Origin of the sequence: Micromonospora sp. NPDC049175 (assembly GCF_043197345.1) — a bacterium.
GTDB lineage: Bacteria > Actinomycetota > Actinomycetes > Mycobacteriales > Micromonosporaceae > Micromonospora.
Genome location: NZ_JBICSY010000002.1, coordinates 548,484 through 573,394, shown reverse-complemented (window position 1 = coordinate 573,394; position 24,911 = coordinate 548,484). Strand labels below are relative to the sequence as shown.

Annotated in this window: 21 protein-coding genes; 10 read left to right on the top strand and 11 right to left on the bottom strand. The window is 72.0% G+C overall.

Going from position 1 to position 24,911, the window contains the following annotated elements:
• Positions 1 to 33 precede the first annotated feature (33 nt).
• Together paaB and paaA are read right to left on the bottom strand one after the other, a co-directional pair.
• Positions 34 to 321, bottom strand: a complete 288-nt coding sequence (gene paaB / locus ACGFH8_RS09580) for a 1,2-phenylacetyl-CoA epoxidase subunit PaaB (RefSeq protein WP_355027413.1) — start codon at positions 319 to 321, stop codon at positions 34 to 36.
• The gene (gene paaA / locus ACGFH8_RS09575; RefSeq protein ID WP_393365588.1) at positions 318 to 1,409 is read right to left on the bottom strand and encodes a 1,2-phenylacetyl-CoA epoxidase subunit PaaA; all 1,092 of its coding nucleotides are present in this window, start codon (positions 1,407 to 1,409) and stop codon (positions 318 to 320) included. Before paaA ends, paaB begins: the two co-directional genes overlap by 4 nt.
• Before the next feature lie 369 nt (positions 1,410 to 1,778).
• On the opposite strand from paaA, the gene ACGFH8_RS09570 reads away from it, so the two are divergent.
• Both ACGFH8_RS09570 and ACGFH8_RS09565 read left to right on the top strand, forming a co-directional pair.
• Entirely contained in the window at positions 1,779 to 2,789 is a 1,011-nt protein-coding gene (locus ACGFH8_RS09570) for a hypothetical protein (protein ID WP_393365586.1), read from the top strand.
• Complete coding sequence (locus tag ACGFH8_RS09565; RefSeq protein WP_393365585.1) at positions 2,789 to 3,751, top strand: hypothetical protein; 963 nt, start codon at positions 2,789 to 2,791, stop codon at positions 3,749 to 3,751. The genes ACGFH8_RS09570 and ACGFH8_RS09565 overlap by 1 nt, the downstream gene beginning before the upstream one ends.
• A 118-nt stretch (positions 3,752 to 3,869) precedes the next feature.
• On the opposite strand, the gene ACGFH8_RS09560 is transcribed toward ACGFH8_RS09565, so the two are convergent.
• Positions 3,870 to 4,721 carry a menaquinone biosynthetic enzyme MqnA/MqnD family protein gene (locus ACGFH8_RS09560; RefSeq protein WP_393365584.1) on the bottom strand — a complete coding sequence of 284 codons (852 nt, stop codon included), beginning with the start codon at positions 4,719 to 4,721 and terminating at the stop codon, positions 3,870 to 3,872.
• 310 nt (positions 4,722 to 5,031) lie between these two features.
• Between ACGFH8_RS09560 and ACGFH8_RS09555 the strand changes: the two genes are divergently transcribed.
• Both ACGFH8_RS09555 and ACGFH8_RS09550 read left to right on the top strand, forming a co-directional pair.
• Entirely contained in the window at positions 5,032 to 6,201 is a 1,170-nt protein-coding gene (locus tag ACGFH8_RS09555; RefSeq protein ID WP_393367047.1) for a DUF222 domain-containing protein, read from the top strand.
• 357 nt (positions 6,202 to 6,558) lie between these two features.
• Positions 6,559 to 8,742 carry a HelD family protein gene (locus ACGFH8_RS09550; protein WP_393365582.1) on the top strand — a complete coding sequence of 728 codons (2,184 nt, stop codon included), beginning with the start codon at positions 6,559 to 6,561 and terminating at the stop codon, positions 8,740 to 8,742.
• On the opposite strand, the gene ACGFH8_RS09545 is transcribed toward ACGFH8_RS09550, so the two are convergent.
• Positions 8,731 to 9,342, bottom strand: coding sequence for a hypothetical protein (locus ACGFH8_RS09545; RefSeq protein ID WP_393365580.1), 612 nt, complete (start codon positions 9,340 to 9,342; stop codon positions 8,731 to 8,733). The two genes, ACGFH8_RS09550 and ACGFH8_RS09545, sit on opposite strands and share 12 nt — an antisense overlap.
• A 249-nt stretch (positions 9,343 to 9,591) precedes the next feature.
• On the opposite strand from ACGFH8_RS09545, the gene ACGFH8_RS09540 reads away from it, so the two are divergent.
• The 3 genes from ACGFH8_RS09540 (at position 9,592) to ACGFH8_RS09530 (ending at position 12,142) form a co-directional block, all read left to right on the top strand.
• Positions 9,592 to 10,533 carry an ABC transporter ATP-binding protein gene (locus ACGFH8_RS09540; protein ID WP_393365578.1) on the top strand — a complete coding sequence of 314 codons (942 nt, stop codon included), beginning with the start codon at positions 9,592 to 9,594 and terminating at the stop codon, positions 10,531 to 10,533.
• Between the two features lie 10 nt (positions 10,534 to 10,543).
• Positions 10,544 to 11,281 (top strand): ABC transporter permease, encoded by a 738-nt coding sequence (locus ACGFH8_RS09535; protein ID WP_393365577.1) that lies wholly within the window; start codon positions 10,544 to 10,546, stop codon positions 11,279 to 11,281.
• Between the two features lie 96 nt (positions 11,282 to 11,377).
• Positions 11,378 to 12,142: a VOC family protein gene (locus ACGFH8_RS09530; protein WP_357244012.1), complete on the top strand. Its 765-nt coding sequence runs from the start codon at positions 11,378 to 11,380 to the stop codon at positions 12,140 to 12,142.
• 77 nt (positions 12,143 to 12,219) lie between these two features.
• On the opposite strand, the gene ACGFH8_RS09525 is transcribed toward ACGFH8_RS09530, so the two are convergent.
• From ACGFH8_RS09525 to ACGFH8_RS09510, 4 genes are all read right to left on the bottom strand, one after another.
• On the bottom strand, positions 12,220 to 13,056 hold the full coding sequence (locus ACGFH8_RS09525; RefSeq protein ID WP_393365575.1) for an ABC transporter ATP-binding protein: 837 nt from the start codon (positions 13,054 to 13,056) through the stop codon (positions 12,220 to 12,222).
• The gene (locus ACGFH8_RS09520) at positions 13,053 to 14,087 is read right to left on the bottom strand and encodes a FecCD family ABC transporter permease (RefSeq protein ID WP_393367045.1); all 1,035 of its coding nucleotides are present in this window, start codon (positions 14,085 to 14,087) and stop codon (positions 13,053 to 13,055) included. Before ACGFH8_RS09520 ends, ACGFH8_RS09525 begins: the two co-directional genes overlap by 4 nt.
• A gap of 226 nt (positions 14,088 to 14,313) precedes the next feature.
• Positions 14,314 to 15,243, bottom strand: coding sequence for an ABC transporter substrate-binding protein (locus ACGFH8_RS09515; RefSeq protein ID WP_393365573.1), 930 nt, complete (start codon positions 15,241 to 15,243; stop codon positions 14,314 to 14,316).
• Positions 15,244 to 15,598: 355 nt separating this feature from the next.
• The gene (locus ACGFH8_RS09510) at positions 15,599 to 17,476 is read right to left on the bottom strand and encodes a M14 family zinc carboxypeptidase (RefSeq protein WP_393365572.1); all 1,878 of its coding nucleotides are present in this window, start codon (positions 17,474 to 17,476) and stop codon (positions 15,599 to 15,601) included.
• A 212-nt stretch (positions 17,477 to 17,688) separates the two neighbouring features.
• Here ACGFH8_RS09510 and ACGFH8_RS09505 point away from each other — a divergent pair, with 212 nt between their 5' ends.
• The gene (locus ACGFH8_RS09505; RefSeq protein WP_393365570.1) at positions 17,689 to 19,026 is read left to right on the top strand and encodes a C39 family peptidase; all 1,338 of its coding nucleotides are present in this window, start codon (positions 17,689 to 17,691) and stop codon (positions 19,024 to 19,026) included.
• A 98-nt stretch (positions 19,027 to 19,124) separates the two neighbouring features.
• Here ACGFH8_RS09505 and ACGFH8_RS09500 read toward each other — a convergent pair whose 3' ends face one another.
• The 3 genes from ACGFH8_RS09500 to mqnE form a co-directional block, all read right to left on the bottom strand.
• Complete coding sequence (locus ACGFH8_RS09500) at positions 19,125 to 19,424, bottom strand: DUF4229 domain-containing protein (RefSeq protein ID WP_393365569.1); 300 nt, start codon at positions 19,422 to 19,424, stop codon at positions 19,125 to 19,127.
• A 72-nt stretch (positions 19,425 to 19,496) separates the two neighbouring features.
• A complete protein-coding gene (locus ACGFH8_RS09495) occupies positions 19,497 to 19,937 on the bottom strand; it encodes a hypothetical protein (RefSeq protein ID WP_393365567.1) in 441 nt (146 codons plus the stop codon).
• Positions 19,938 to 19,960: 23 nt separating this feature from the next.
• On the bottom strand, positions 19,961 to 21,130 hold the full coding sequence (gene mqnE, locus ACGFH8_RS09490) for an aminofutalosine synthase MqnE (RefSeq protein ID WP_393365565.1): 1,170 nt from the start codon (positions 21,128 to 21,130) through the stop codon (positions 19,961 to 19,963).
• A 238-nt stretch (positions 21,131 to 21,368) separates the two neighbouring features.
• Here mqnE and ACGFH8_RS09485 point away from each other — a divergent pair, with 238 nt between their 5' ends.
• Positions 21,369 to 22,931, top strand: coding sequence for an NlpC/P60 family protein (locus ACGFH8_RS09485; protein ID WP_393365563.1), 1,563 nt, complete (start codon positions 21,369 to 21,371; stop codon positions 22,929 to 22,931).
• A 96-nt stretch (positions 22,932 to 23,027) separates the two neighbouring features.
• Entirely contained in the window at positions 23,028 to 24,896 is a 1,869-nt protein-coding gene (locus tag ACGFH8_RS09480) for a hypothetical protein (RefSeq protein ID WP_393365562.1), read from the top strand.
• The last annotated feature ends 15 nt before the right edge of the window (positions 24,897 to 24,911 follow it).

Here is a 24,911-nt window from a genome sequence, read left to right as displayed (position 1 = left end):
CCACTCCATTGCTGGGCCTGTTGCTTCGCGCGCTCACAGGTGGGCCACCCCGTCCGGCACCTCGTAGAAGGTGGGGTGGCGGTAGACCTTGTCGGCGGCCGGGTCGAAGAAGGCGTCCTTCTCGTCCGGGCTGGACGCGGTGATCGCGCCGGCCGGCACCACCCAGATCGACACCCCCTCCTGACGGCGGGTGTACAGGTCCCGGGCGTTGCGCAGGGCCAGCTCCGCGTCGGGGGCGTGCAGGCTGCCGACGTGGGTGTGCGACAGCCCACGTCGCGCCCGCACGAAGACCTCCCAGAGCGGCGAGTGTTCGGTAGTCACGCGGCCACCTTCTCCTTCTGTTGCGCCCGCTTCGCGGCGTACGCCGTGGCGGCGTCGCGGACCCAGGCGCCCTCGGCGTGCGCCGCCCGGCGGTGGGCCATCCGCTCCCGGTTGCACGGGCCGTTGCCCTTGATGACCTGCATTAGCTCGTCGTAGTCCGGCTGGGTGTAGTCGTACGCCTGCCGCTCCTCGTTCCAGCGCAGGTCCGGGTCGGGGAGGCGGACGCCGAGGATCTCGGCCTGCTGGACGCACATGTCGACGAAACGCTGCCGCAGATCGTCGTTGGAGAAACGCTTGATCTTCCAGGACATCGACTGCGCCGAGTGCGTGGAGTCGCCGTCCGGCGGGCCGAACATCGCCAGCGACGGGTACCACCAGCGGTCCACCGCGTCCTGGGCCATCGCCTGCTGCGCCGGTGTGCCGTGCGCGAGGGTGTGCAGGATCTCGTAGCCCTGCCGCTGGTGGAACGACTCCTCCTTGCAGACCCGGATCATCGCCCGGGCGTAGGGGCCGTACGAGCAGCGGCACAGCGGCACCTGGTTGACGATCGCCGCGCCGTCCACCAGCCACCCGATGGCGCCCACGTCGGCCCAGCTCAGGGTGGGGTAGTTGAAGATCGAGCTGTACTTCTGGCGGCCGTCGAGCAGCAGTTGGACCAGCTCGTCGCGGCTGATGCCGAGGGTCTCGGCGGCGGCGTAGAGGTAGAGGCCGTGACCCGCCTCGTCCTGCACCTTGGCCAGCAGGATCGCCTTGCGTTTGAGCGACGGCGCCCGACTGATCCAGTTGCCCTCCGGCTGCATGCCGATGATCTCGGAGTGGGCGTGCTGGGCGATCTGCCGGATCAACGTCCGGCGGTACGCGTCGGGCATCCAGTCACGGGGCTCGATCTTCTGCTCGGCGTCGACCACCTCGGCGAAGTACGCCGCGAGGTCCTCGTCGGGCGCGGGTCCGCCACGTCGGCCGCGTGCCGCCGCCGCGCGGAGCTCCGCCTCGGCGGCCTCGACCTCGCCCAGCAGGCCGGCAGCGGGCGCGTCGCCCGCAGCGGCGTCCGACGTGTCGGTCGGGGTCGGGAAGTCGTTGCCATACATGGGACAAGTGTTACAGCTTGCGACCCAAGAAACCAGAGCGTGTAACAGGAATCCGTGGATCCGATCCGTAACGGAATGAGTGCTTTGCGCTACCTGGACCGGGCGATGTCACCGTGACCTGGGCCACGATGCGAAGACGAATTGGTACAACTGCCGCATACCGTCTCCATATCCGGCCTTTATCTCCTGTTGCCTGGTGTCGGACCCTGGCGGGTCCGCAAACCGGACGTAGACTTTCCGCCGGCACACCGATCGGCTCCAGAAGATCGCCGCCAGACAGAGGCCACCTCCCCCGGCCTCGGCGATCGGCCGATCCGTCCGGACACCAAGCCGGTCCCCCCGGCCCTGACACCTGGAGTTCACCCACTCATGCGTTCCCGCGTGACCCTGGTGCTCGCCCTCGCGGCGGTCCTGCTCGGCGGAGTCCTCCTGGGCCCCGCCGCGTACGCCCGTCTCTCCAGTGGCGACAGCAGCGGAGGCGGAGGAGGCATCGTCGCCGCCGGCACAGTCCCGAAGATCGCCGCGCCCGCACCCGCTCCACTTCCACCGCCGCCACCCACGCTGGCGGCCGGCCCGGTTTCGGTGGACTTCCAGGGCGACTTCTTCTCCTGGGCACTGCTCGATCGGCAGACCGGCACGATCTCCGGATCGCCGAACATGGCCGCGACCAGCTCCACCGAGTCGATGATCAAGGCGTGGATCGTCTCGGACTACCTGCGGCAGCTCAAGGGCAAGGAGCCGCCCGCAGCGTTGAAGACGGCAGCCCAGCTCGCCATCATCGACAGCAACGACGGCGCGGCCGACAAGGTCCACGCTGCCGCTGGCGGTTCGTACCGGCCGTCCACGAGCAGCACGCCCGACGCGGTGATCCAGCGGGCGATCACGATCTGCGGGCTGACCGACACCAAGCGCGGCGCGATCAAGCCGTTCTCCGGCTACTGGAGCTTCACCCAGATGTCTCCGCGGGACGCGGTCCGGCTCGGCGACTGCATCGCCGACGGTAAGGCCGCCGGCCCGAAGTGGACCCCGTGGGTGCTGGATCAGATGAGCAAGGTCCGGGGCACCACCGCGGCGAAGGACCAGAGGGAGAAGTCCGGCGGCGGCCGCTGGGGGATCATCGACGGCCTGCCGAAGTCGATCACCGCGCAGGGCCCGGTCAGCATCAAGAACGGATGGACGCGGATCTACTACGACCGCAACTGGCACGTCAACTGCCTCGCCGTCACCAGCAAGTGGAGTCTCGCAGTGATGTTGCGCTACCCGGCCAAAAGCAGTCTCGACTACGGCGCGAAGGTCTGCGCCAGCGTGGCCACCCAACTGGTCACCCCCCAGCCCGGCGCGGCGCTCAAGGTGCCGCAGCAGCCGGTCGGGAAGCTCTGATGGCCGGCAGTCGGCGGGCCGACCGGCGCGGCGGCGGTGAGACGTCTCCGCTGCGGCTGGTCGCCATCGCCGTCATCCTGCTCGGGTTGGTGCTGGTGTCGCTGCGGCTCCTGCCCGGGTCACCGTTCGAGTCGGCGGCGGCCGCCAAGTGGGGCGACGCCGGCTCCGGCACGAGCGACCGCCCCACCGGCGCGGGCGCCAACCGCAGTGCCCGCGAGCGGCCCTCGCCGTCACCGAGCCCCAGCCCGCCGCTGGAGCCGCTGCCGTTCGTCGCCAAGGACCTCAACCTGGACATCGAGGGCTGGTACGCCTGGAGCGTGTTGGACCGCCGCACCGGGGAGATCATCGGCTCCAAGAACATGAACGAGACCAGCACGACCGCTTCGATGATCAAGGCCTGGGTCGTCGCCGACTACCTCCGTCGCGCGGCCGACGACGGCCAGACCCCGAGCAGCGCGAAGCTCGCCGAAGCGACGCTGATCATCCGGGACAGCGACAACGCCCGGGCCCAGCAGTTCTACAACCAGGTCGGCGGGGCCGCCTCGATCAAGCGCCTGATCTCGATGTGCAAGCTGACCGACAGCAAGGTCGCCCCCGACCGCGGCTGGAGCGAGACGGCAGTCTCCCCCCGGGACGCCGCCCGCATGGGCAACTGCATCGCCACCGGCGTCGCCGCCGGCCCGAAGTGGACCAAGTGGCTGCTCAACGAGATGAAGCTGGTTCGCGGCGCCGGTGACTTCGGCATCCGCAAGGCCTTCCCCGCCGCCGAGCAGAAGCAGATCGCCATCAAGAACGGGTGGATCGACCGGACCGAGGTGCAGGAGATGCACATCAACTGCATGGCCATCGCTGACACCTGGACGATGGGCGTGATGGTCAGGTACCCGATCAACATGGGCTACGACTACGGCATGAAGAACTGCGAGAAGATCACCGAGGCGCTCCTGCGCCCCGGCATCTGAGCGGCGGCCCCGCGGCACGCCGCGGGGCCGATCCGCCGGTCCGCGCGCTGCGGCGCTGCGGGCCGCTCCGCCGACGCTGCGGGCTGCGGCCTCGCGGCGCTACGGGCCGACCAGCCGGTCAGCCGGCGAAGAACTCGGGGCCGCCTTCCGGCAGCTCCGGGGCCGCACCGATCGCGGCGGCCCGCCGGGCCCACTCGCGCAGCCCGGCGACCTGCCGGTCACCGAGCGAGAAATCCAGGGTACGGAAGTACGTGGCGAGCGTCGCCGCGTCGAACGTCTCCCAACGGGCCGCGGCCTCCGCGACCTGGTCCAGCTCGGCCAGGCAGAGGTCCCGCGAGCGCAGGAACGCCTCGTGCACCTCCTTGACCAGGCCCGGATGGGCGGCGGCGAAGTCGCGGCGGACCGCCCAGACGGCGAAGACCATCGGCAGGCCTGTCCACTCCCGCCACGCCTGCCCGAGGTCGGTGACGATCAGCCCCCGCTGCGGCGCCTCGTAGTACGCCCGCAGCGCCACGTCCCCGATCAGCACCCCGGCGTCGGCTTCGAGCAGCATCTGGGTCAGGTCCGGCGGGCAGCGGAAGTATTCGGGCCGCACGTTGTACCGCTCGGCGAGCAGCAACTGGGCCAGCATCACCCCGGTCCGCGAGGTCGAGCCGAGCGCCACCCGCGCGCCGTCCAGCTCGGCGAGAGGGCGGGTGGAGACCATGTTGACCGAGAGCACCGGTCCGTCGCTGCCCACCGCCAGGTCCGGCAGGAGGAGCAGCTCGTCGGCGTGCTTCAGGTATTCCAAGAGCGTGATCGGGCCGATGTCGAGGTCGCCGGCGACAAGCGCCGCGCTCAGCCGGTCCGGCGAGTCCTTCTGCAGGTCGACGTCGAGCAGGGCACCGGAGCGCATCAGACCCCAGTAGATCGGCAGGCAGTTCAGGAACTGGATGTGCCCGACCCGCGGTCGTGCGATGCGCTCAGCCATGACCCGACCGTATCCCCGGCCTTCGGGGCCGGCTCGGCGGGTCGGCCCGGAGTGGCCAACCCCGCATCCGCGCCCTCCACCCGGGGATGTTGGTGGGCCTGGTCCGACACTGGCCGTCCGACTTCTGCGAACAGCCGGCCGAGAGCGTGGCCGGCCGATGCGACATTCAGCGTCAGCGCCGCGGTCCACGTGCACCGAAAGTGTCGTACACCTGTTCCATTCTGTCTTCATGTTGGGGGCGTTGACGCAGGCCGGAGGCGCGGTCGACGACTGCGCCGGCACCGCGCTCTGAGGGCTTTCCCACGACGAGCTGCTCGCCTCTCTCGACGCGACCCACGTGTTGGCGCAGCGGCTGGCGACCGTTCAGCTCGGCCTGGTCCGCGAGGTGGACGGCCGCGGCCTGGCGGTCGCCCAGGGCGCCTCGTCCACCGCCGTCTGGCTGCGAGAGCGGCTGCGGCTCTCCGGTCGTTCCGCGCGCCATCTGGTCCAGCTCGCCACCACCGTCGATGCCGCGCCGGCGGCGGTGCGCGACGCGCTGCTCAGCGGCACCATCACCGTCGAGCAGGGTCGAGTGGTGGCCGAGACGATCGCCGCGCTCCCGGTGGAGGCCGGCCCGGAGGTGGCGGACAAGGCCACCCACCTCCTGGTCGCCTGGGCCGACCGGTTCGATCCGACCATCCTGAGCCGGCTCGGAGAGCGCGTCCTCACGCACGTCGCACCGGATCTCGCCGACCAGGCTGAGCTGAAGGCTCTCCAACGGGCCACCGAGCGGGCCGAGGCCCGCCGGCACGTCACGCTCTCCGAGCAGCAGAACGGTCAGGTACGCCTCAGCGGAAACCTCGACACCGAAACCGCGAGCCTGCTACGTGAGGCGACCGACCCGCTCTGCGCCCCGGGCAGTGAGCACGACGACCGCAGTCCAGGCCAGCGCCGAGCCGACGCGCTGGGCGACGTCTGTCGGCTGGCGCTGCGCACCGGGCAACTGCCCGACAACGGCGGAGACCGGCCGCAGCTCGTGGTTATCGTGTCGCTCGACGATCTGGTCAACGGCGTACGTGCCGGCACCGTGGAGACCGGAGTTCGTCTCACGCCGGGCGCGGTCCGCCGTCTCGCCTGCGATGCGGGCGTGCTGCCCGCGGTGCTGGGCGGCGACAGCCAGGTCCTGGACGTCGGCCGCCAGCGCCGGCTCTTCACCGGTCCGCTGAGGCGTGCGCTCGTGCTGCGCGACGGCGGTTGCGCCTTCCCTGACTGTGATCGGCCGCCGCGATGGTGCGACGGTCACCACGTCCGACACTGGGCCGACGGCGGAGCCACCGCGCTGGGCAATGCCGTGCTGCTCTGCGGCTACCACCACCGGTTCGTCCATCGCGGCGACTGGACGGTCCGCATCGGGGCCGACGGCCGACCCGAGTTCCTTCCGCCTCGCTGGCTCGACCCCCTGCGCGCACCACGCCGCAACCTCTACCACCGGCGCTGCTGATACCGGAGGTGCCTCCACGGCCAGCAGCCTCCCTGCCCGGGCATGCCGACCGCCTGGTAACACGCCGCGCACCGCCTCGGGCAGCCACTGCACCGCACCAACGCGCCCGGTGCGACGCCTGCGGCGTTACTGCCCGACGACACGCCCACCTTCGTGCGCCGCGCTCGGCGACACGCCCTCTCCTACGGATGGTTGCGTGGGTAATTCGGTGGAACGGACGGGCTTGGGAGCGTAGGGTTGCAGCCCGCTTGACGGCCGAGGTGAGCTGCACCGGAACGGACGTCTTCGCGCCGGGCGGCCGGCCATCCGCCCCCGGACACGCGAGCGCGCAGCAGATGTGAGCGATGGGACGTCAGCATGCCCGCACTTGACCTCGACACCGATCTGTCCGCCGAACAGGCACACCTGGCAGCATCGCGGAACGCGCTGCGGCGAATGCGGGACCGGGCCGAAGCCCTCTTCGCCACCGGTGACCAGGTGGCCGGCGACGCGTACGCGGCGGAGACACTCGGCCGCACCCTGGCCCGCCGGGTGGCCGAGCTGGCCGACGACCCGACAACGCCCCTGTTCTTCGGCCGCCTGGACTTCACCGAGTCCACCGACCCCGACGGCACGGACACCGACACCGACAGCACCGGCGGCGGCAGCCGCACCACGCACGGCAGCACCCCGCACGGCACCACCGACGCCGGCCGCACCGGGGGCAGGACCAGTGACGGGGATCCTGGCGTGGGTGTGCGCAGCTCGGATCATGAGGGTCGGCGGTATCACGTGGGGCGGCGGCATGTCGCCGACGACCGCGGCGAGCCGTTGGTGCTGGACTGGCGGGCGCCGGTCTCTCGGTCGTTCTACCAGGCCAGCGCGCGGGATCCGCAGGGCGTGGCGGTCCGGCGACGGTTCGGGTTCAGCAACGGGGTGCTGACCAGTTTCGAGGATGAGCGTCTCGATCGGGGCGAAGAGCTCGGCACGACCAGTCGGATCCTCACCGCCGAGATCGAGCGGCCGCGTGTCGGGCCGATGCGGGACATCGTCGCCACGATTCAGCCCGAGCAGGACGAGCTGGTCCGGGCCGACCTCGCCGACTCGATCTGTGTGCAGGGGGCGCCGGGCACGGGAAAGACGGCTGTCGGCCTGCACCGGGCCGCGTACCTGCTCTATCTACACCGGGAGCGGCTGCGGCGGGCGGGTGTGCTGATCGTCGGGCCGAACAGGGCGTTCCTGTCCTACATCGCGGCGGTGTTGCCGGCGCTGGGTGAGGTCGAGGTCGAGCAGGCCACGGTGGAGGAGTTGATTGCCCGGGTGCCGGTTCGGGCGGTCGAGGCGCCGGAGGTCGCCGTACTCAAGCACGACGTACGCATGGCGCGTGTGTTGCACCGCGCGGTGCAGGCACAGATCGGCTCGGCCACCGAACCGATCACCGTGTCGGACGGTTCGTTCCGGTGGCGGATCGGGCTGGAGCCGTTGCACCGGATCGTGGAGGAGACCCGCCGGGAAGGGCTGCCGTACGGCACGGGCCGGGAGCGGGTCCGCGCGCGGGTGGTGAGCCTGCTGCAACGACAGGCCGAGGCGCGGCGGGCGGAGTCGCCGAGCGATGCCTGGTTACGTCGGATGGGCCGCTGCCGTCCGGTGCTCGACTTCCTGGACGCGGTCTGGCCGGCGCTCACCCCGGAAGGGCTTCTGTTCGGCCTGCTCTCCGACCCGGTACGGCTCGCCGCCGCGTCGGACGGCCTGCTCACCGACACCGAGCAGGCGCTGCTCAGCTGGGTGAAGCCGGCCCGCACCGCGAAGGCGACCCGCTGGACGGCCGCCGACGTGGTGTTGCTCGACGAGGCGGCCGGGCTGCTGGAACGGCCCTCCGGGTTCGGGCACGTGGTGGTGGACGAGGCGCAGGACCTTTCCCCGATGCAATGTCGGGCCATTGCCCGGCGCAGCGAGCACGGCTCGGTCACCCTTCTCGGTGACCTCGCCCAGGGCACCGCGCCGTGGGCGGCGACGGACTGGCGGGAGTCCCTCGCCCACCTGGGCAAGCCGGACGCCGTGGTGGTCCCGTTGACAGTCGGTTTCCGGGTGCCCGCCGCGGTTGTCGCATTCGCGAACCTGCTGCTCCCGGCACTCGCGGTGGACGTACCGCCGGCCGAGTCGCTGCGCCACGACGGCGGCCTGGACGTGCGTACCGTGACCGATCTGGTCGCGGAGACGGTGGCCGAGGTGCGCGCGGCGCTCGCGCACGACGGCTCGGTGGGTGTGATCGCGGCCGACGACGCGATCGACGAACTGCGCGCGGCGCTGGCAGCCGCCGGTGTCGCGACCGCGACCGCCGACGACGTGGCGACCGCGGAGCGGGTCACCGTGGTCCCCGCGACGCTTGTCAAGGGCCTGGAGTACGACCATGTGGTGGTGGTCGAGCCGGCCGCGATTGTCGCGGCCGAGCCGCGCGGGCTGCACCGGCTGTACGTGGTGCTCACCCGAGCGGTGTCCCGGTTGGCGGTGCTGCACCGCGAGCCGCTACCCACCCCGCTCGGGGGCGGCTCAGCCGGCTGACACGGCCGTCGCTATCTCGCGCAGGGGGCGGCCGGAGTCAGCCAGCGGCACGTGGAACGACAGCCACGAACCGTCGGCGAAGTCGAGCCGCAACCGCTTCCAGTTCAACCGGTACCAGCCGACCCGGGCGGCCACCGTCGTGCGCGGCGCCGACCCGAGCAGTTCGACGTCGGCCTGCGCCCGTTCGCCCGCTCCCGAACTGGAGAACAGCCCGACCGGCGCTGTCGCGCCGAGCAGCAACCGCTCGTCGGTGACCCCCAGCACGACGTCGCGGAGGCCGGGGCCCTTCGTCGCCACGGTCAGGGCATGGTGCAGCAGAGAGGCCTGCGAACCCGGTTCGCCTCGACCTCCGACACCGAAGAAGAGCCAGTCGACGGCGTCGTCGGCCCGGCCGAAGGTGATGTTCGGCGAGAGCACAATGAACAGGGCGCCCAGTAGGCCCGCCCCGCCGGAGGCAGGTGGCGTCGCCGGCTGCGGGGGTGCCGCCGGGGTCAGACCACCGCCCACGTGGACGCGGGCCACGGCACGCACCCGTTCGCCGGTGGGGAGCAGTCGGGTGAGCCCTTCGACGTACCGTGCGTGACTCTCGTCGACGATCATCGGCGCCCCGGCTGGGCGTTCAGCTCGCTGTGCGGGCTCGACACGGACCCTCCTCAGTGTCCTGTGCGACGGGTCAGCCGCCGCCGCTGCCACCATAGGCACTGCCCCCGCGACCGGGTGACCCCGCCCGCGACGTCGGGGGCACCGCACTTTGACTCCGCGTCCTAGGGTTCGTGCTGGGGTAACCCGCCACGACCTGCTTCCCCACGACGCCGCCGCGGGGGCAGTGTGAATGCCCGAGGAGCTGACATGACCCTCGTCCGCGCCGACCAGGCCAGCCGCCGGTACGGCGACGTCCTCGCCCTCGACCGCGTCGACCTGGAAGTCCGGGCCGGTGAGCTGGTCGGCCTGCTCGGGCCGAACGGCGCCGGCAAGAGCACCCTGATGAACCTGCTGGTGGGCCTGCGCCGCCCCACGTCCGGGCGGGTCGAGCTGAACGGCGGCGACCCCCGCGACCCGGCGAGCCGCCGGCAGATCGGGGTCACTCCGCAGGAGACCGGCCTGCCGGGCACGCTGCGCGTCGGTGAGGTCGTCGACTTCGTCTCGGCGCACTATCCGGACCCGGTGCCCCGCGGAGAATTGCTCGACCGCTTCGGTCTGGGCGATCTCGTCCGACGGCAGTGTGGCGGGCTCTCCGGTGGGCAGCGCCGCCGGTTGGCGGTGGCGCTGGCGTTCGTCGGCCGGCCCCGCCTGGTGCTGCTCGACGAACCGACCACCGGCCTGGACGTGACCGCCCGGCACAGCCTGTGGGAGGCGATCCGCGCGTTCCACGCCGACGGCGGCACCGTGCTGTTGAGCAGCCACTACCTGGAGGAGGTGGAGGCGCTGGCACAGCGGGTGGTCGTCATCGGGCAGGGGCGGGTGCTCGCCGACGACACGGTGGACGCGGTGCGCGGCATCGTCGGCGTACGCCGGGTCAGCCTGGTCGCCGACGACCTCCCCGACCTGCCCGGGGTTGTTCGCAGTGAACGGATCGACGGGCGGCTGCACCTGCTCACCACCGACGCCGACGAACTGGTCCGCGCGTTGGTCACGGCCCGGACCCCCTTCAGCGACCTGGAGGTACGGCCGACCTCGCTGGAGGAGGCGTTCCTCGCCATCACCAGCGGGGACGTGCCCGTCGGGGGTCAGCGCGCCAGCGGAGACCGGCCCGCCACCACCGCTGCCGGCGGTCGGTCCACCACCGCCTGAGGAGGCCACCGTGCAGCTCGCCCTGGTCCACGCCCGCTACCAGCTCCTGGAGATCATCCGAATCCCGGTGGCCGTCGTCGGCAGCGCCTTCTTCCCAGCCGCCGCCATGATCTTCTTCGTGGTGCCGTTCGCCCGCGACGACGCGGTCGGCGCCACCTTCGCCACCGCGTCGATGGTCACCTTCTCGGTGATGAGCGCCAACATCTTCCAGTACGGCGTCGGCGTCGCGGAGGACCGCGACCAGCCGTGGAACCCGTACACCCGGACCCTGCCGGCCGGGTCGGCGCCCCGCTTCGCGGGCCGGGTGCTGGCCGGCCTGGCGCTGACGTACCTGTCCCTGATCCCGGTCGTGGTCATCGGCGCGACGCTCACCCCGGCCCGGGTCACCCCGGCGGCGTTCCTGCTGACCGCCGTCACGGTGGCCGTCATCTCGGTGCCGTTCACGCTGATGGGCCTCGCCATCGGCTACTCGCTGCCGAGCAAGGCCGCGATCGTGGTGGCCCAGGTGGTCTTCCTGCCGCTCGCGTTCGGCGGCGGGCTGCTCTCCGCGCCGGGAGAGGCGCCCGGCTTCATCGAGACGATCGCGCCGTTCCTGCCCACCCGGGGGGTGGCCGAACTGATGTGGTCGGCGGTCGGTGACTACCCCGTCGAGCCGCTGGCACTGATCATGCTGGGCGTCTGGGTGGTGCTGCTCGCGGCGCTCGCCACGTGGGCCTACCGACGGGACGAGGGTCGCCGGTTCAGCTGACGATTCGTCCGTTTCCGCCCCGCGCCGCGGCGGGACGGTGCCAGGATTCCGGCAGGGGGTCGCCGTGGCCGCCCGGGCCGAGAGGGGTCTTTGACCGTGAGCACCGTCCCGCCGGGCACGCCCTGCTGGGCCGACCTGGCCACCCCGGACCTGACCGACGCGCGGCGCTTCTACCCCGAGCTGTTCGGTTGGACCGGTCGGGTCACCCCGGAACCCGAGGCGGGCGGCTACACGGTCTTCCTGCTCGACGGCAGACCGGTGGCCGGGGCCGGGCCGCCGGCGATCCCGGACCAGGTGCCCATCTGGTCGACGTACCTCGCCACCGACGACGCCGAACTGGTCGCCGGTCGAGTCGAACGGGCCGGCGGGCAGGTGGTGGTGCCGCCGTTCGAGGTCTTCGACCGAGGCTGGATGGCGGTCTTCGCCGACCCGGCGGGCGCCACGTTCAGCGTCTGGCAGCCACTGGCGATGGCCGGCGCCGAGGTGTTCAACGTGCCGGGCGCGATGAGCTGGAACGAGCTTGTCACCCCCGACCCCGAGGGCGCGAAGGTCTTCTACGAGCTGGTGTTCGGTTGGCAGCCCGACGACCAGGCGGTGGGCCCGATGACGTACACCGGGTGGCGGCTCGGGACGCAGATCGTCGCCGGGATGATGCCCCCGCTGGCCGACGACTTCCCGGCCGACCTGCCGGCGTACTGGACCGTGTACTTCGCGGTGACCGACGCGGACGCCGCCGCGGCCCGCGCCGCCGAGCTGGGCGGAACGATCCTCGTCCCACCCCGCGACATCCCGGCGGGCCGGTTCGCCGCTCTCCGCGACCCCCAGGGCGCCCTCTTCTCCGTCATCGACCTGGGCCCCTGACCGACCCCGCGCCCCTCGCGCGTCCCGATCTTGCCCGGCGCGGGCGGGAGTCGGGGCCCGGCGCGGGCGGGTGGGGCTCAGGGGCGGGTGGGGCGGACCGGGACCACCAGGGGGCCGTGGGCGCCGGGGACGACCCGCACACTGGCCCGATAGTGGGTGGCGAGCAGGTGCTCGGTGAGCACCTCGGCCGGAGTTCCGGCGGCCACCACCTCACCGCCGTCGAGCATGACCATCCGGTCGGCGTACTCGCCGGCCAGGGAGAGGTCGTGCATCGTGGCGAGGACGGTCAGGCCGTGCTCGCGGCGTAGCTGGTCGACAAGCTCCAGCACCTCCTGCTGGTGACCGATGTCGAGCGCGCTCGTCGGCTCGTCGAGCAGCAGCAGGGTCGCGCCCTGGGCGAGCGCCCGGGCGAGGAACACCCGTTGCCGTTCGCCCCCGGAGAGGGTGGCCAGTTCGCGGCGCTGGAAGCCGGTGAGGTTCAACCGCCCCAGCACGTCGTACGCGGCGTCGACGTCGGCTGTCGACTCCCGGCCCAACGCCGGGATGTACGGGGTACGTCCGAGCAGCACGTAGTCCAGCACCGACATGCCGGGCGGTACCACCGGGGACTGCGCCACCGTGGCCACCACCCGGGCGCGGTCCCGGCGGCGCAGCGCGGCGCTCGCCGTACCGAACAGGGTGATCGACCCCGGCGCGGGCAGCAGGCCGCCGACGGCGCGCAACAGGGTCGACTTGCCGGCGCCGTTCGGGCCGATCACGGTGACCCACTCGCCGACGGCGACGGTGAGGTCGACGCCGGTCAGGATCGGCGTGCCGTCCAGGCTCACGTGCAGCCCGCGCACCTCGACGGCCGGCACGCCGCCGTCGACCGACCGAGCGCCAACGGGCGGGCCGGCGGTGGCTTCGGGCCTCATGTGAGCACCCGGCGGGCGGTTCGCAGCACCAGCACGAAGAACGGGCCGCCCAGCAGTGCGGTCACCACTCCGATCGGCACCTCGGAGGGAGCGGCGGCGGTGCGGGCCACCACGTCGGTAAGCGCCAGGAACGCGCCGCCGAACAGCAGCGACATCGGCAGGATCACCCGGTAGCTCGACCCGGCGAGCAGCCGCACGGTGTGCGGCACGATGATGCCGACGAAGCCGATCAGCCCGGTCGCGGAGACCGCCGCCGCGGTGCCCAGGGAGGCGGCGGCGATCAGCAGGTACCGGGTGCGTTGCGGGTGCAGGCCCAGACTCCTCGCCTCGTCGTCACCGACCGCGAGGACGTCCAGCTCTCGGCGGTGCAGCAGCACCACCACAGTGGTCAGGGCGGCGTACGGCAACACCAGCAGCACGTCGTGCCACCCGGCGGTGGCCAGCCGACCGAGCAGCCAGGAGTAGACCGGCTGGATGCTGTCGGAGTGTCGTTGCAGCAGGTACGTCTGCCCGGCGGAGAGGAACGCGGAGACCGCCACCCCGGCCAGGATCAGCATCGCGGGCGAGCCGCGTCGCCCGCCGGCCGCCCCGAGCACGTAGGTCATCGTGACGGCCAGCAGCGATCCGGCGAACGCGGCCAGCGGAATGGTCATCGGCAGCCCGGAGATCGCACCCTCCCGGCCGGCGCCGCCGAGGGCGATCGCCGCGGTGACCGCGAGGCCGGCGCCCGCGGCCACACCCAGCAGGTACGGGTCGGCCAGCGGGTTGCGGAACACACCCTGATAGCACCCGCCGGCCATGGCGAGCAGGCCGCCGACGAGCAGGCCCAGCACCACCCGGGGCAGCCGCAGCTCGGTGACGATCGCGATCTCCCGCTCGGTCAGCCCGCTGTCGAGGTGCACCCCCGGGATCAGGTTGAGCAGTTCGGCGGCGACGCTGCCCGGAGGCAGGCTCACCGGGCCGAGCGACACCCCGACGACGAGCGCGACGAGCACCGCGAACACCCCGGCGACCAGCCAGCGCACCCGCAGCCCGGCCGGCCGGGCCGCGGACTCCCGCCCGCCGGGCCGGGCCGCGGACGACGCCCCAGCGAGCGAGCCCCCCGACGGCTGCCCGGCGGGCCGGGCCGCGGACGACGCCCCGGCGGGCGAGCCCCCCGACGGCTGCCCGGCGGGCGCGCTCGCCGGCGGGGTCTCGGCCGGCCGGGTGGGTACCGGTTCGGACACCTGTCGCGACCCGGTCACTGACTCACGACGGTCACGCGGGCACCTTGGCGACCGCGTCGATGATCACCCGGAGCAGGTCCACGACGCGCGGCCCCCAGCGGGAGGCGATGTCGTCGTCAAGTGCGACCACCTGGTTGCTCTTCACCGCGGTGAGGCCGGCCCAGCCGCTGCGAGCCTTGACCGTGTCGGCGCTCTGCTGGCAGCACTTGGCGTCGGCCAGGAAGACGAAGTCCGGGTCGGCCTTGACGATGAACTCCTGGGACAGCTGCGGGTAGCCGGCGCTCTTGCCGTCCGCGTCGGCCGGGTCGGCGATGTTCGTCAGACCGGCCTGGCTGTAGAGCGAGCCGATGAAGGTCTTGCTCGTCGCGCTGTACAGCTCCGGGCCCAGCTCGTGGAAGTAGGTGAGCTTCTCGGCGCGCTGCGGCAGGTCCTTGACCAGCTTGGCGATGTCGTCCTTCATCCGGGTGGCGACGTCGGCGGCCTGGTCGGCGTGCCCGGTCAGCGTGCCCAGCTCGGTGATCTGCCGGTACGAGTCGTCGAGCGTGGTCGCCGCCGGCGTCAGGTAGACCGGGATCTTCAGTTTGCCGAGCTGCTCGACGATCTTGTTGCGGTCGTCGGAGAGCACCACGAGGTCGGGGTTCTTGCCGGCGATCGCCTCGGCGTTGGGCTGGAACGCGGAGAGGTCGGTCTTCGGCACGTCGGCCGGGTAGTTCGACTGGTCGTCGACGGCGGTCACCTGCGGGCCGGCACCGATCGCGAAGAGCATCTCGGTGGCGGTGGGCGACAGCGCGACGATCTTCTCGGGGCGCTTGTCGAGAGTGAGCGCGCCGACCGTCACCGGGTACGCGGCGGCCGCGGTGCCGGCACTGGGCTTGTCGTCGGTCTTCTCGGCGCAGGCGCCGAGGGCGAGCGCGGCGACCGCGAGGGTCGCGGCGAAGAGCCGGGGGGTACGTCTGTTCATGGGGGCCTCCTGTCGGTCGAGGAGTGTGGTGCTTCGCCGACAGGGACTTTCGTACGCCCGCCCACGAGGCGCCCTTCCTCGAGAGCGCGTATCGCGACCGATCCGTAGGCGACCTGGCTCGTCCCCACCGGCCGGTGGGGCTTCACAGTTGCGGGACAGCGCCGGGTTTCGGACCGGCTTCGCTGCGGACTGGTCGCTAAGACGGTAGCGCACCGCCGGGACGTGCCGGATCGATCAAGGACCGATCGTCGCTCGTTGATCGGCCCGGCAGGCGTGGGGAGGCATATGTCCCGGATCTGAGGGCTCGGGAACGGGTGGTGGGGCCCCGTCGGGGGCGGGACGGGGCCCCACCCGATCAGGAGGACGTGATGGTGACGTTGTCCACAGCGGCCTCCACGAGGCTGGCTCCGGAAGTGTCCGCCGCCTCGACGAGGATGCGGACCGACTGACCGGCGTACGGGGTGAGGTTGAGGTTGGCCACCGCCCAGCTCCCGTTGCGGTTGCTGGCCGCGCCGGCCTGGGTGAGCAGCGCGGTCGTGCCGCCGTTGTGCACCACGCTCACCCGCAGGTAGTCCGCGGACGAGGCGTTCGACCCGTGCGCCAGGTACCAGGCCAGCGAGAGGGTCAGCGTGCCGGACGACGGCAGGGTCACCGCCGGGGACCTGGCGCTCGTCACGCCGCCGTCGACGTCGTAGTCACCGGCGGCCGAGCCGGCGAGCCGGCCGGTCACCAGGTCGTTGGACCCGGCGTACGGGGTGAGCTGCTTGGCGCCGGAGGACGTGGTCGCCTGGGCGGCGCCCCGTTCCCAGGCGCCGAGGGTGGCGGTGTCGGTGCCGGCCGGGTTGATGGTCCACCCGGTGGCGGTCTCGAAGGTGTCCGACCAGACCGTGGTGCCGCCACCACCGCCGCAGTACTGCGCCTGCTTGCCGATGGCCCGGTACGGGCAGTCGGCGTACTCGCTGAGCAGCAGCACGGCCTCGCGGTTGCGGGTGGTCTGCGCGGTGATCACCTCGTCGGGCGGGTAGAAGCCGCCACCGCCGGACGAGCCGGGGTACATCTCGAAGGTGTACGCCCAGATGTTGTGGGTGGCCCACATCCAGTCGAGGCTGTCCCCGTCGGTGATGTAGAGGTCGCTGGACTGCTCCGGGGTGTAGCTGTTGGTGGCGGCCATCTGCTGACCGATGGTGGCGAAGGTGTTGTACTGGTCCGCGCTCATCCCGGTCGCGGTGTTCGCGGTGGTGTAGCCGTACGGCCAGAGCACCAACTGCGAGTACGTGTGGAAGTCGATGTTCGCCTTGATCTGCTGCACGCCGCCGACCACCCGGCCGTTGACGAAGTTGCGCAGCGCCTGCGTCTCGGGGGCGGAGAACGCCGACGGCCCGCGGTAGGTCTCCGACGAGGTGGTGCCGGACGAGCCGCCGCAGCAGCCCCAGTTGTAGCCCCAGTTGCGGTTCAGGTCGGTGCCGACGTTCGACGAGCCGCTGTTGGGTTGCCGGTTCTTGCGCCAGGACCGGTACGACCCGGTGGCGATGTCGTACTCGCTGCCGTCCGGGTTGACCGTCGGCACGATCCAGATCTCACGGCCGTTGACGATGTTGGTGATCCGGGAGTCGTTGCCGTAGCTGTCGGTGAAGAGGTTGAGCAGGTAGATCGCCATCTCGACGGTCAGGTGCTCGCGGGCGTGCTGCTGGGAGTTGAACAGGATCTCCGGCTCGTTCTCGTCGGTGCCGACGTTGTCGGAGATCTTCACCGCCATCAGGTCGCGGCCCTCGTACGACGAACCGATGCTGATCTTGCGGGCGATCGCCGGATGGTCGGCGACGACCTGGTTCACGACGGCGGTCAGTTCGGCGTAGTCGTGGTAGTTGGAGTCGGCGGGCGGGAAGGCCAAGGTGCCGATCTCGCCGGCGCCCCGCTCGGCGTTCGGCGGCGGGGCCAGCGGTTCCAGCCGGAAGCCGAGCTTGCCGATCGCGGCGGCCTCACCGGCGGTGGCCGAGATGTGCAGGACCCCGTGTTCGGAGTAGTCGATGGCGGCTCCGGTGCGGGCCACCGCGTTGCGGTCGGCGAGGGTCCGGGGCCCGAGCACCCGGTAGCTGGCGGCGGCCGGCTCGGTGCCGCGGTCCGGTGCCGGTCGGGCGGCGACCGGACCGGCGGCGACGGTGACGATGCCCAGCCCGGTGACGACGGCGAGCACCAGGACGCGGCGGAGAGGGATGGGCGTGCGGAGGGCCATGGACTACCTCCTCGATGGGCGGGAGATCCCGCTCGGTGAAGGACACTTCACCACCTGTCACATGGTCATATCAATATTGATCGTTGCCTGGTCCATCCCAGGCGGATCATCGCGGCGGCAATGATTTTCCATGCGCCAACATCTGGCGAAACTTCCCTCCGAGCGGAAAACTGACCAGCGACGATGCCCCTCTCGACACCCGCGGAGCACTCATGGCCAGATCCCGCATGCGCGCGGGCGCCCTCGCCGGCGTCACCGCGCTCACCCTGCTCGCCACCACCGCGCCCGCGATGGCAGGCCGCCCACCCACCGCCGGCCACGACGAGCAGATCACCTTCCAGGACTGGTCCGGACCCGCCGACTGGCACCGGGGCAACCGGGCCGGCACGCGCGTCGTGCCCGGCGCCCGCGCGGGCCTCACCCTGGCCCGCCCAGCCGGCACCACCGAGTACGCCGACCCGCACACCGGCACCACCCGCACCTGGGAGTACGGCACCTGGACCTCACCGGTGACCCGGATCGGGTTCGACGCCACCGAACTGATCGCCTCGTGGAACGCCGAGACCCCCGCCGGCACCTGGATCCAGGTGGAGATGCAGGGCAGCTACACGAGCGGCGACCAGACCCCGTGGTACGTCATGGGTCGCTGGGCGTCCGGCGACACCGACATCAGGCGGACAAGCGTCGAGCCGCAGGGCGATCCCTGGTCGACGATCTGGACCGACACCTTCAGCATCGACGACGCCGACGCCGGGGTGCTGCTGCGGTCGTACCAACTGCGGTTGACCCTCTACCGGGCACCCGGGCAGACCGCCGCGCCGGTGGTCCGGATGCTCGGCGCGATGAGTTCGACAGTGCCGGACCGCTTCACCGTGCCGCCGAGCGCCGGGCACATCGCCTGGGGCGTCGAGCTGCCGGTGCCGCGCTACTCGCAGAACGTGCACGCCGGGCACTACCCCGAGTACGACGGCGGCGGCGAGGCGTGGTGCTCACCCACCTCCACGGAGATGGTGGTCGAGTACTGGGGTCGCAAGCCGTCGGCGGCCGACACCTCCTGGGTGGACCCGACCTACCCGGACCCCACCGTCAACCACGCGGCCCGGATGACCTTCGACTACGCGTACGACGGGGCCGGCAACTGGCCGTTCAACACCGCGTACGCGGCCAGCTTCCCCGGCCTGGAGGGGCGGGTGACCCGACTGCACTCACTGGACGAGCTGGAGCGCTTCATCGCCGCCGGCATACCCGTGGTGACCAGCCAGTCCTTCCTCGCCAGCGAGCTGGACGGGGCGAACTACGGCACCTCCGGGCACCTCTTCGTGGTGGTCGGCTTCACCGCCGAGGGTGACGTGATCGTCAACGACCCCGCGTCGTCGAGCAACGACGTGGTGCGCAACGTCTACAAGCGCGCGCAGTTCGAGCAGATCTGGCTGCGGACCAAGCGCACAAACGCCAGCGGTGGGGTCTCCGGTGGCTCCGGCGGCATCGCGTACCTGATCAAGCCCACCGCAAAGCCCTGGCCCAAGGTCCCCAGTTCCACCAACTGGTAACCCCGCAGCCCACCCACCCAGCCCCCACCCAGGCTAAGCACCGTTGATCATGAGGTTATAGCCCGATCACTCGGCGTGTCGTGGCGATAACCTCATGATCAACGCTGGGAGTCGGGGGCCTGGGTGGGGGGGTCGGGGGTTGGGGTTGGGGTTTGGTCTTCGCCGGCCAGGGCGGAGCGGAGGCGTTCCTTTTCGGCACGGCGGCGCTCGGTGGCTTCGGCGACCTCTCCGGCCATCTCGTCACGCCAACCGCGGAGCAGGAAGAAGGAGAGCGCGGCGGAGAAGGCCAGCGCCAACATCAGCTTCAGGAACACGTTCATGTCGACCAGCCAGAGGGGCGCCAGCACGGCGACGAACAGCCCGATCCGGCCCAGGGTGTACTTGAGCGCGGCGCTCACCCGCACCACTCCGTTCTCTTCGTCGCCCGCCGGTGCCGACGGGACTGTCGATCCGCCCCGCGGGCGGTCCGGTCAGCCGGTCCGGCGGGACAGCCAGCGGACGCCCGGGAACCAGATCATCGCGTACACCACAGTGAACGCCCCCGCCGCCAACGTCCCGGAGAACAGCGTCGGCAGGCCGGCGGCGGCCAGACCGGCGACCAGCAGCCCGACGAACACCCCGATGGCGGCGGCGGCCACCGCCGCCATCACCCGGGCCGCCCCGAACTCCCAGGCCCGAAAGTCGTCCCAGAACAGCCAGGCCGGCAGGATCACGGCCAACCAGCCGTTCGTGTGCCCGAAATCGCCGGCGCCGATCGAGGCGAACGCCCAGTCGAACAGCACCAACGCCAGCGCACCGATCACCAGACCGGCCAGGCAGACCCCGAGCAGATCGCCAAGGGTACGAACGCGCCCCTGTGCGTCCCGCCGGGGGAACCCGCCCTGCTGCTCGGAACCACTCTGCTCGGTCATCGACTGCGAGGGTACGTGGCGGCTCAGGCCCAGACCTGCTGCGGCTCGGCGCGGCGCTCGGCCAGCGACGGAGCCTTGTCGTACTCGCGTACCACGTTGTAGCGGGTGTCCCGCTCGACCGGCTGGAAACCGGCGTCCCAGATCAGGTGCAGCAGGTCGTCGCGGTGCATGGTGTTCGGGGTGCCGTACGAGTCGGCGTCGTGCGTGATCTTGTATTCGACCACCGAGCCGTCCAGGTCGTCCACGCCGAAGTTCAGCGAGAGCTGGGCCACCGACAGCCCGTGCATCACCCAGAAGTTCTTCAGATGCGGCACGTTGTCGAAGAGCAGTCGGGAGACGGCGAACGTCTTCAGCGACTCGGCCGGCGAGGCCATCGTGGTGCGCGCCTGGATCCGGTTACGGATCTTGCCGTCCGCCGAGTCCACGAAGTCGTGCTGGTAACGCAGCGGGATGAAGACCGCGAAGCCGCCCGTCTCGTCCTGCAACTCCCGCAGCCGCAGCACGTGGTCGACCCGGTGCCGGGGCTCCTCGATGTGGCCGTACAGCATGGTGGCCGGGGTCTTCATGCCCTTGCGGTGCGCCAGGGCGTGGATGCGCGACCAGTCTTCCCAGTGGCAGGCGTGGTCCACGATGTGCTGGCGGACCTCCCAGTCGAAGATCTCCGCGCCGCCGCCGGTCAGCGACTCCAGGCCGGCATCCATCAGCTCGTCGAGGATCTCGTCGGCGCTCAGGCCGCTGATCTTCTCGAACCACTGCACCTCGGTCGCCGTGAAGCACTTGAGCTTGACGTTCGGCAGCGCCGCCTTCAGCTCGCGCAGCACCTTCGGGTAGTAACGCCAGGGCAGCGTGGGGTGCAGGCCGTTGACGATGTGCAGCTCGGTGAGCTGCTCGTCCTCCATCTCCTTGGCCTTGCGGACCGCCTCGTCGATGCGCATCGTGTACGCGTCCTTCTCGCCCGGCTTGCGCTGGAACGAGCAGTACGCGCAGGACGCCGAGCAGACGTTCGTCAGGTTGAGGTGCCGGTTGACGTTGAACATCACCCGCTCGCCGTTCAGCTCGGTGCGCTTGTGGTGCGCCAGCCGCCCCAGCCAGGTCAGGTCGTCGCTCTCGTAGAGCGCGATCCCGTCCTCGCGGGTCAGCCGCTCACCGGCGTACACCTTCGCTTCGAGCTCACGCTTGAGTCCGGCGTCCATGGCACGTCCCTTCCACCTGCGGTCCGATCGAGCGTACGTCGAGCAGCCGAACACCCCGGCGGCACGGTCGGCGACAGCGACCCACTTCACCAGACTCTCAGCCTCCCGTAACCCTGCAACGCATCGACATGAGTGGCGAGGTGCGGTAGTAACAAGGTGGGGCGGAACACACACACTGGTACCGTCCCGGCGGTCGCGCCCACCGAGCGCGGCGACGAGTTGTCGAACGGGGAGCGGAATGGTCTACAGCGGGCGCGGGCGACAGCAGCGACGACGGAGCCCGGTGATCTCGCCGGTTCTGCGTCCGAAGCTCTGGGCCGCCCTGCTCGGCGCGATCGCCGCCGCCGTGCTGGCCACTCCCGCGTACGCGGATCCGGCAGTGCCCACGACGGTGCCGGACACCGGCGCCCGCCCGCCCGCGGTCGGCGCGCTCCAACCGCCCGGCGTTCCGCCCTTCGGCGGTGTCCCGTCGTCTCCGGTGGGCACCATCGGCACCGGCCCGCTCGCCGCGCAGATCTACACCGCCGAGACCCAGGTCGGCACGCTCGGCGAGGATCTCCTGAAGAGTCGGCAGAAACGCACCGACGCCCAGGCCCAGCTCGACGCCGCCGGCAAGGTGCTCGCGACCGCGCAGGACGCCCTGCTCCGGGCCCAGCAGGACGCCGACGCGGCCGCCGCGGAAGCCGTCAAGGCGGACGCCGCGCTGCCGCCCGGCGAGTTCGCCCAGGACCTGCGTGGGCTGAGCCGCCTGCAACAGATCACCCGCGGTGAGAAGGTCGACGGCGGCACCACCGGAGTGGCCGGGGCGTTGGCCCGGGCCCACGCTGATGAGCAGGCCGCCTACCAGAAGCACACCGAAGCCAAGACTCTGCTCACCTCCGCCCAGACGGAGTACACGAGGGGCGAGACGGCGCTCCGCGCGGCCGAGGCGAGCCTGCTCACGCTGCGCCGGAACAACGCCACCCAGCTGATCGAGATCGAGCGTCAGCAGGAAGCCGCCGAGCAGCAGTTCGGCGCCGGCTACGTCACCAACCAGAACGTCAGCGGGATGGCCGCGCACCCCCGGGCAATGGCCGCGGTCCGTTACGCGCTGGCCCAGCTCGGCGACCCGTACAAGTGGTCCGAGGAGGGGCCGGACCGGTTCGACTGCTCCGGTCTGATGTGGGCGGCGTACCGGTCCCCGGGCGCCGACTACTTCGACCTGCCACGGGTTTCCCGCGACCAGTACGCCGCCACCCGTAGCCGGACCGTGCCGCAGAGCGCGCTGCTCCCCGGCGACCTGCTCTTCTTCGCCTCCGGCAGCAGCTGGACGACGATCCACCACGTCGCCATGTACATCGGCAACGGCAAGATGGTGCAGGCGCCCACCACCGGCGACGTCGTCAAGATCTCGGTGGTCGGTTGGTCCCGGTTGTACGCCGCGACCCGGGTGATCGGCGCGGTGCCGGCGCCGATCGTGACCATTCCGACCCCGCCGGTCGCGCCGCCCCCCGTCAAGCCCACCCCGAAGCCGACGCTCACGCCGAAGCCCACGCAGACCACGAAGCCGACGCCGTCCCCGACGCCGACCGGGCCGGCCACCCCGACGCCCACCGACACCGCGACGCCCACACCGACGCCCACACCTACCGAGAGCGCCTCGCCGACAACCCCGCCACCCACCCCGGACAACACGCCGACGACGCTGCCCTCGGCGCCCACCAGCGCACCGGGCAGCACCGCCCCGACGACCACACCGAAGGCCAGCACGAGCGTGACGGGCAGCGGCAGTTCGGCGGGCAGCCCCAGCGCCACTGGTTGATCCGCCACGACCGGCTCCGGCTGTCCGCTCGGGAAGATCTGTGGCACGGTGACAACCAGGCACATCCGACCCGACGTCTCGGGTACGGGTGCGAGCATGGCGCGGAGGGCGGAGATGGCCGAGCAGAGTGATCCGGCGGAGACTGTCGACCCCGTGGTCGACCAAGCCGACCCGTCCGGGTCGGGCACCGTCGACCCGGTGTCCACCGACGCCTCCGCGGCGGTCCCGGCCACCGGCCCGGCCAGCGCCGACGCCGACCCGGAGGCCTCCGACACGGGCCCGGCCAGCGCCGACGCGGACCCGGGGGCCTCGAACGCCAGCCCGGCCAGCAGTGCCGCCGACCCAGCGGCCCCGAACGCCGACCCGCTTGCCGCCGCAAACCCGGCGGTCTCGAACGCCGGCCCCGTTTCCGCCGCCGCCGGTGACGACGCCTCCGTCGACGCTGCTCCCGCCGGCAGCGTCGGCGCGGACGGTCCCGGCCCGGACGCCGGGCAGCCGGTAGTCACCGGCGCGGGCCAGCCAGCGGCCGCCGACGATCACCCGGACCAGCCCGCCGCACCGGTACGAGCCCGAGCCAGCGTCGCGACCGCCGGGGCTCTCCGCAGTGACCTGCCGGTCAGCGCCCCGGTCACCCCGACCACCTACCGCACCACCGGCTCAGCCGGCTCGCCCGGCACCGTCGGCTCGCCCGGCACCGTCGGCTCGCCCGGCACCGTCGGCTCGCCCAGCCCCGCCGGTTCGCCCAGCCCCGCCGGCTCGCCCAGCCCCAGCGATGTCTCGTTGCCGGCGCAGCGGAAGGACTCCGCGGCACCGGCGCGGGCCAGCGCCACGGTCCCCGGCAGCAGTCGGGCCACGCCCGGTGACCTGGGCACTCCGGACGCCCGGGGCAGCACGCCGGCCGTCTATCGCGCCGGACCGGTGCGCCCCGAGCCGGCCGACCCGGGGCAGGCACCCGAGCCCGGCCCGCCGCCGGCACCGGAGCCGACACCCACGCCGCCCGGTCCCGGACCGACCCAGCCGTCGCCAGCCGAACCGGAGCCGGCGCCCACCCCGGGGCCGTACCCGCCCGGCCCGATGCCGACGCCCGGGCCTCGCCCCACGCCGTCACCCGGCCCGGTTCCGCCGGTTCCGGGTCCACCCGTCCCGCCACCCTCGCCGATGCCGCCCATCCCGGGCCCGCCGGCACCGCCCATCCCGAGCCCGCCCATGCCGCCACCCGGTCCGCCGGTGCCCGCGCCACCCGGCCCGCCCGGTCCGATGCCCGCCCCACCGTTCCCGCCGCCGCCGGCCATGATCGACACGCCCGGCGTACGGGCCAGCGCGGCGGGTTCCGCACCGCCGGCCGGATGGCCGTCCACCGCCGGGACGACACGCCCGGCATCCGGCGACGGATGGGCCGACGCACCCGCCTCCGCGCCGCCGGTGGTGCCCGCGCCCGCCCTGCCGAGTTGGCCGCCGTCCGCCGCCAGCGCTTCCCGAGCGGCGGGGACTGACGGCGGAAGCCCACGCGGGGCCGCCAGCGCCTCCCGAGCGGCCGGCGCCGACAGCGGAAACCCACGCGGGGCCGCCAGCGCCTCCCGGTCGGCCGGCGCTGACAGCGGAAACTCACGGGTGGCCGCGTCGACCGGGAAGCCTTCGGGTGGCCCCGCCGTCCAGAGCGCGGTCGGCGGCGGGGGTCGGCACGACGGCGGCTCTGACCTGGCCGGCACCGTCTACGGCAGCGGCGAGGGGCCGGGCTTCGCCACGATCGCGATACCCGCCAACGCGGTGGAGAATTCCGGCTCGCTGACCGGGCACATCCTGGCCCAGGGCTGGGCGGACACGCCGACCGAACGATCCCGGAACACCCGCGTGATGATCGTCCTGGCCGCGGCTCTCGGGCTGCTGGTGGCGATCAGCGTCATGGTCGTACTCCTCGCTGGTGACGCGCTTGACGGTCTCGTGGGCGGCGTGCTCAATGGGTGAGTCACCGAGCGGAAC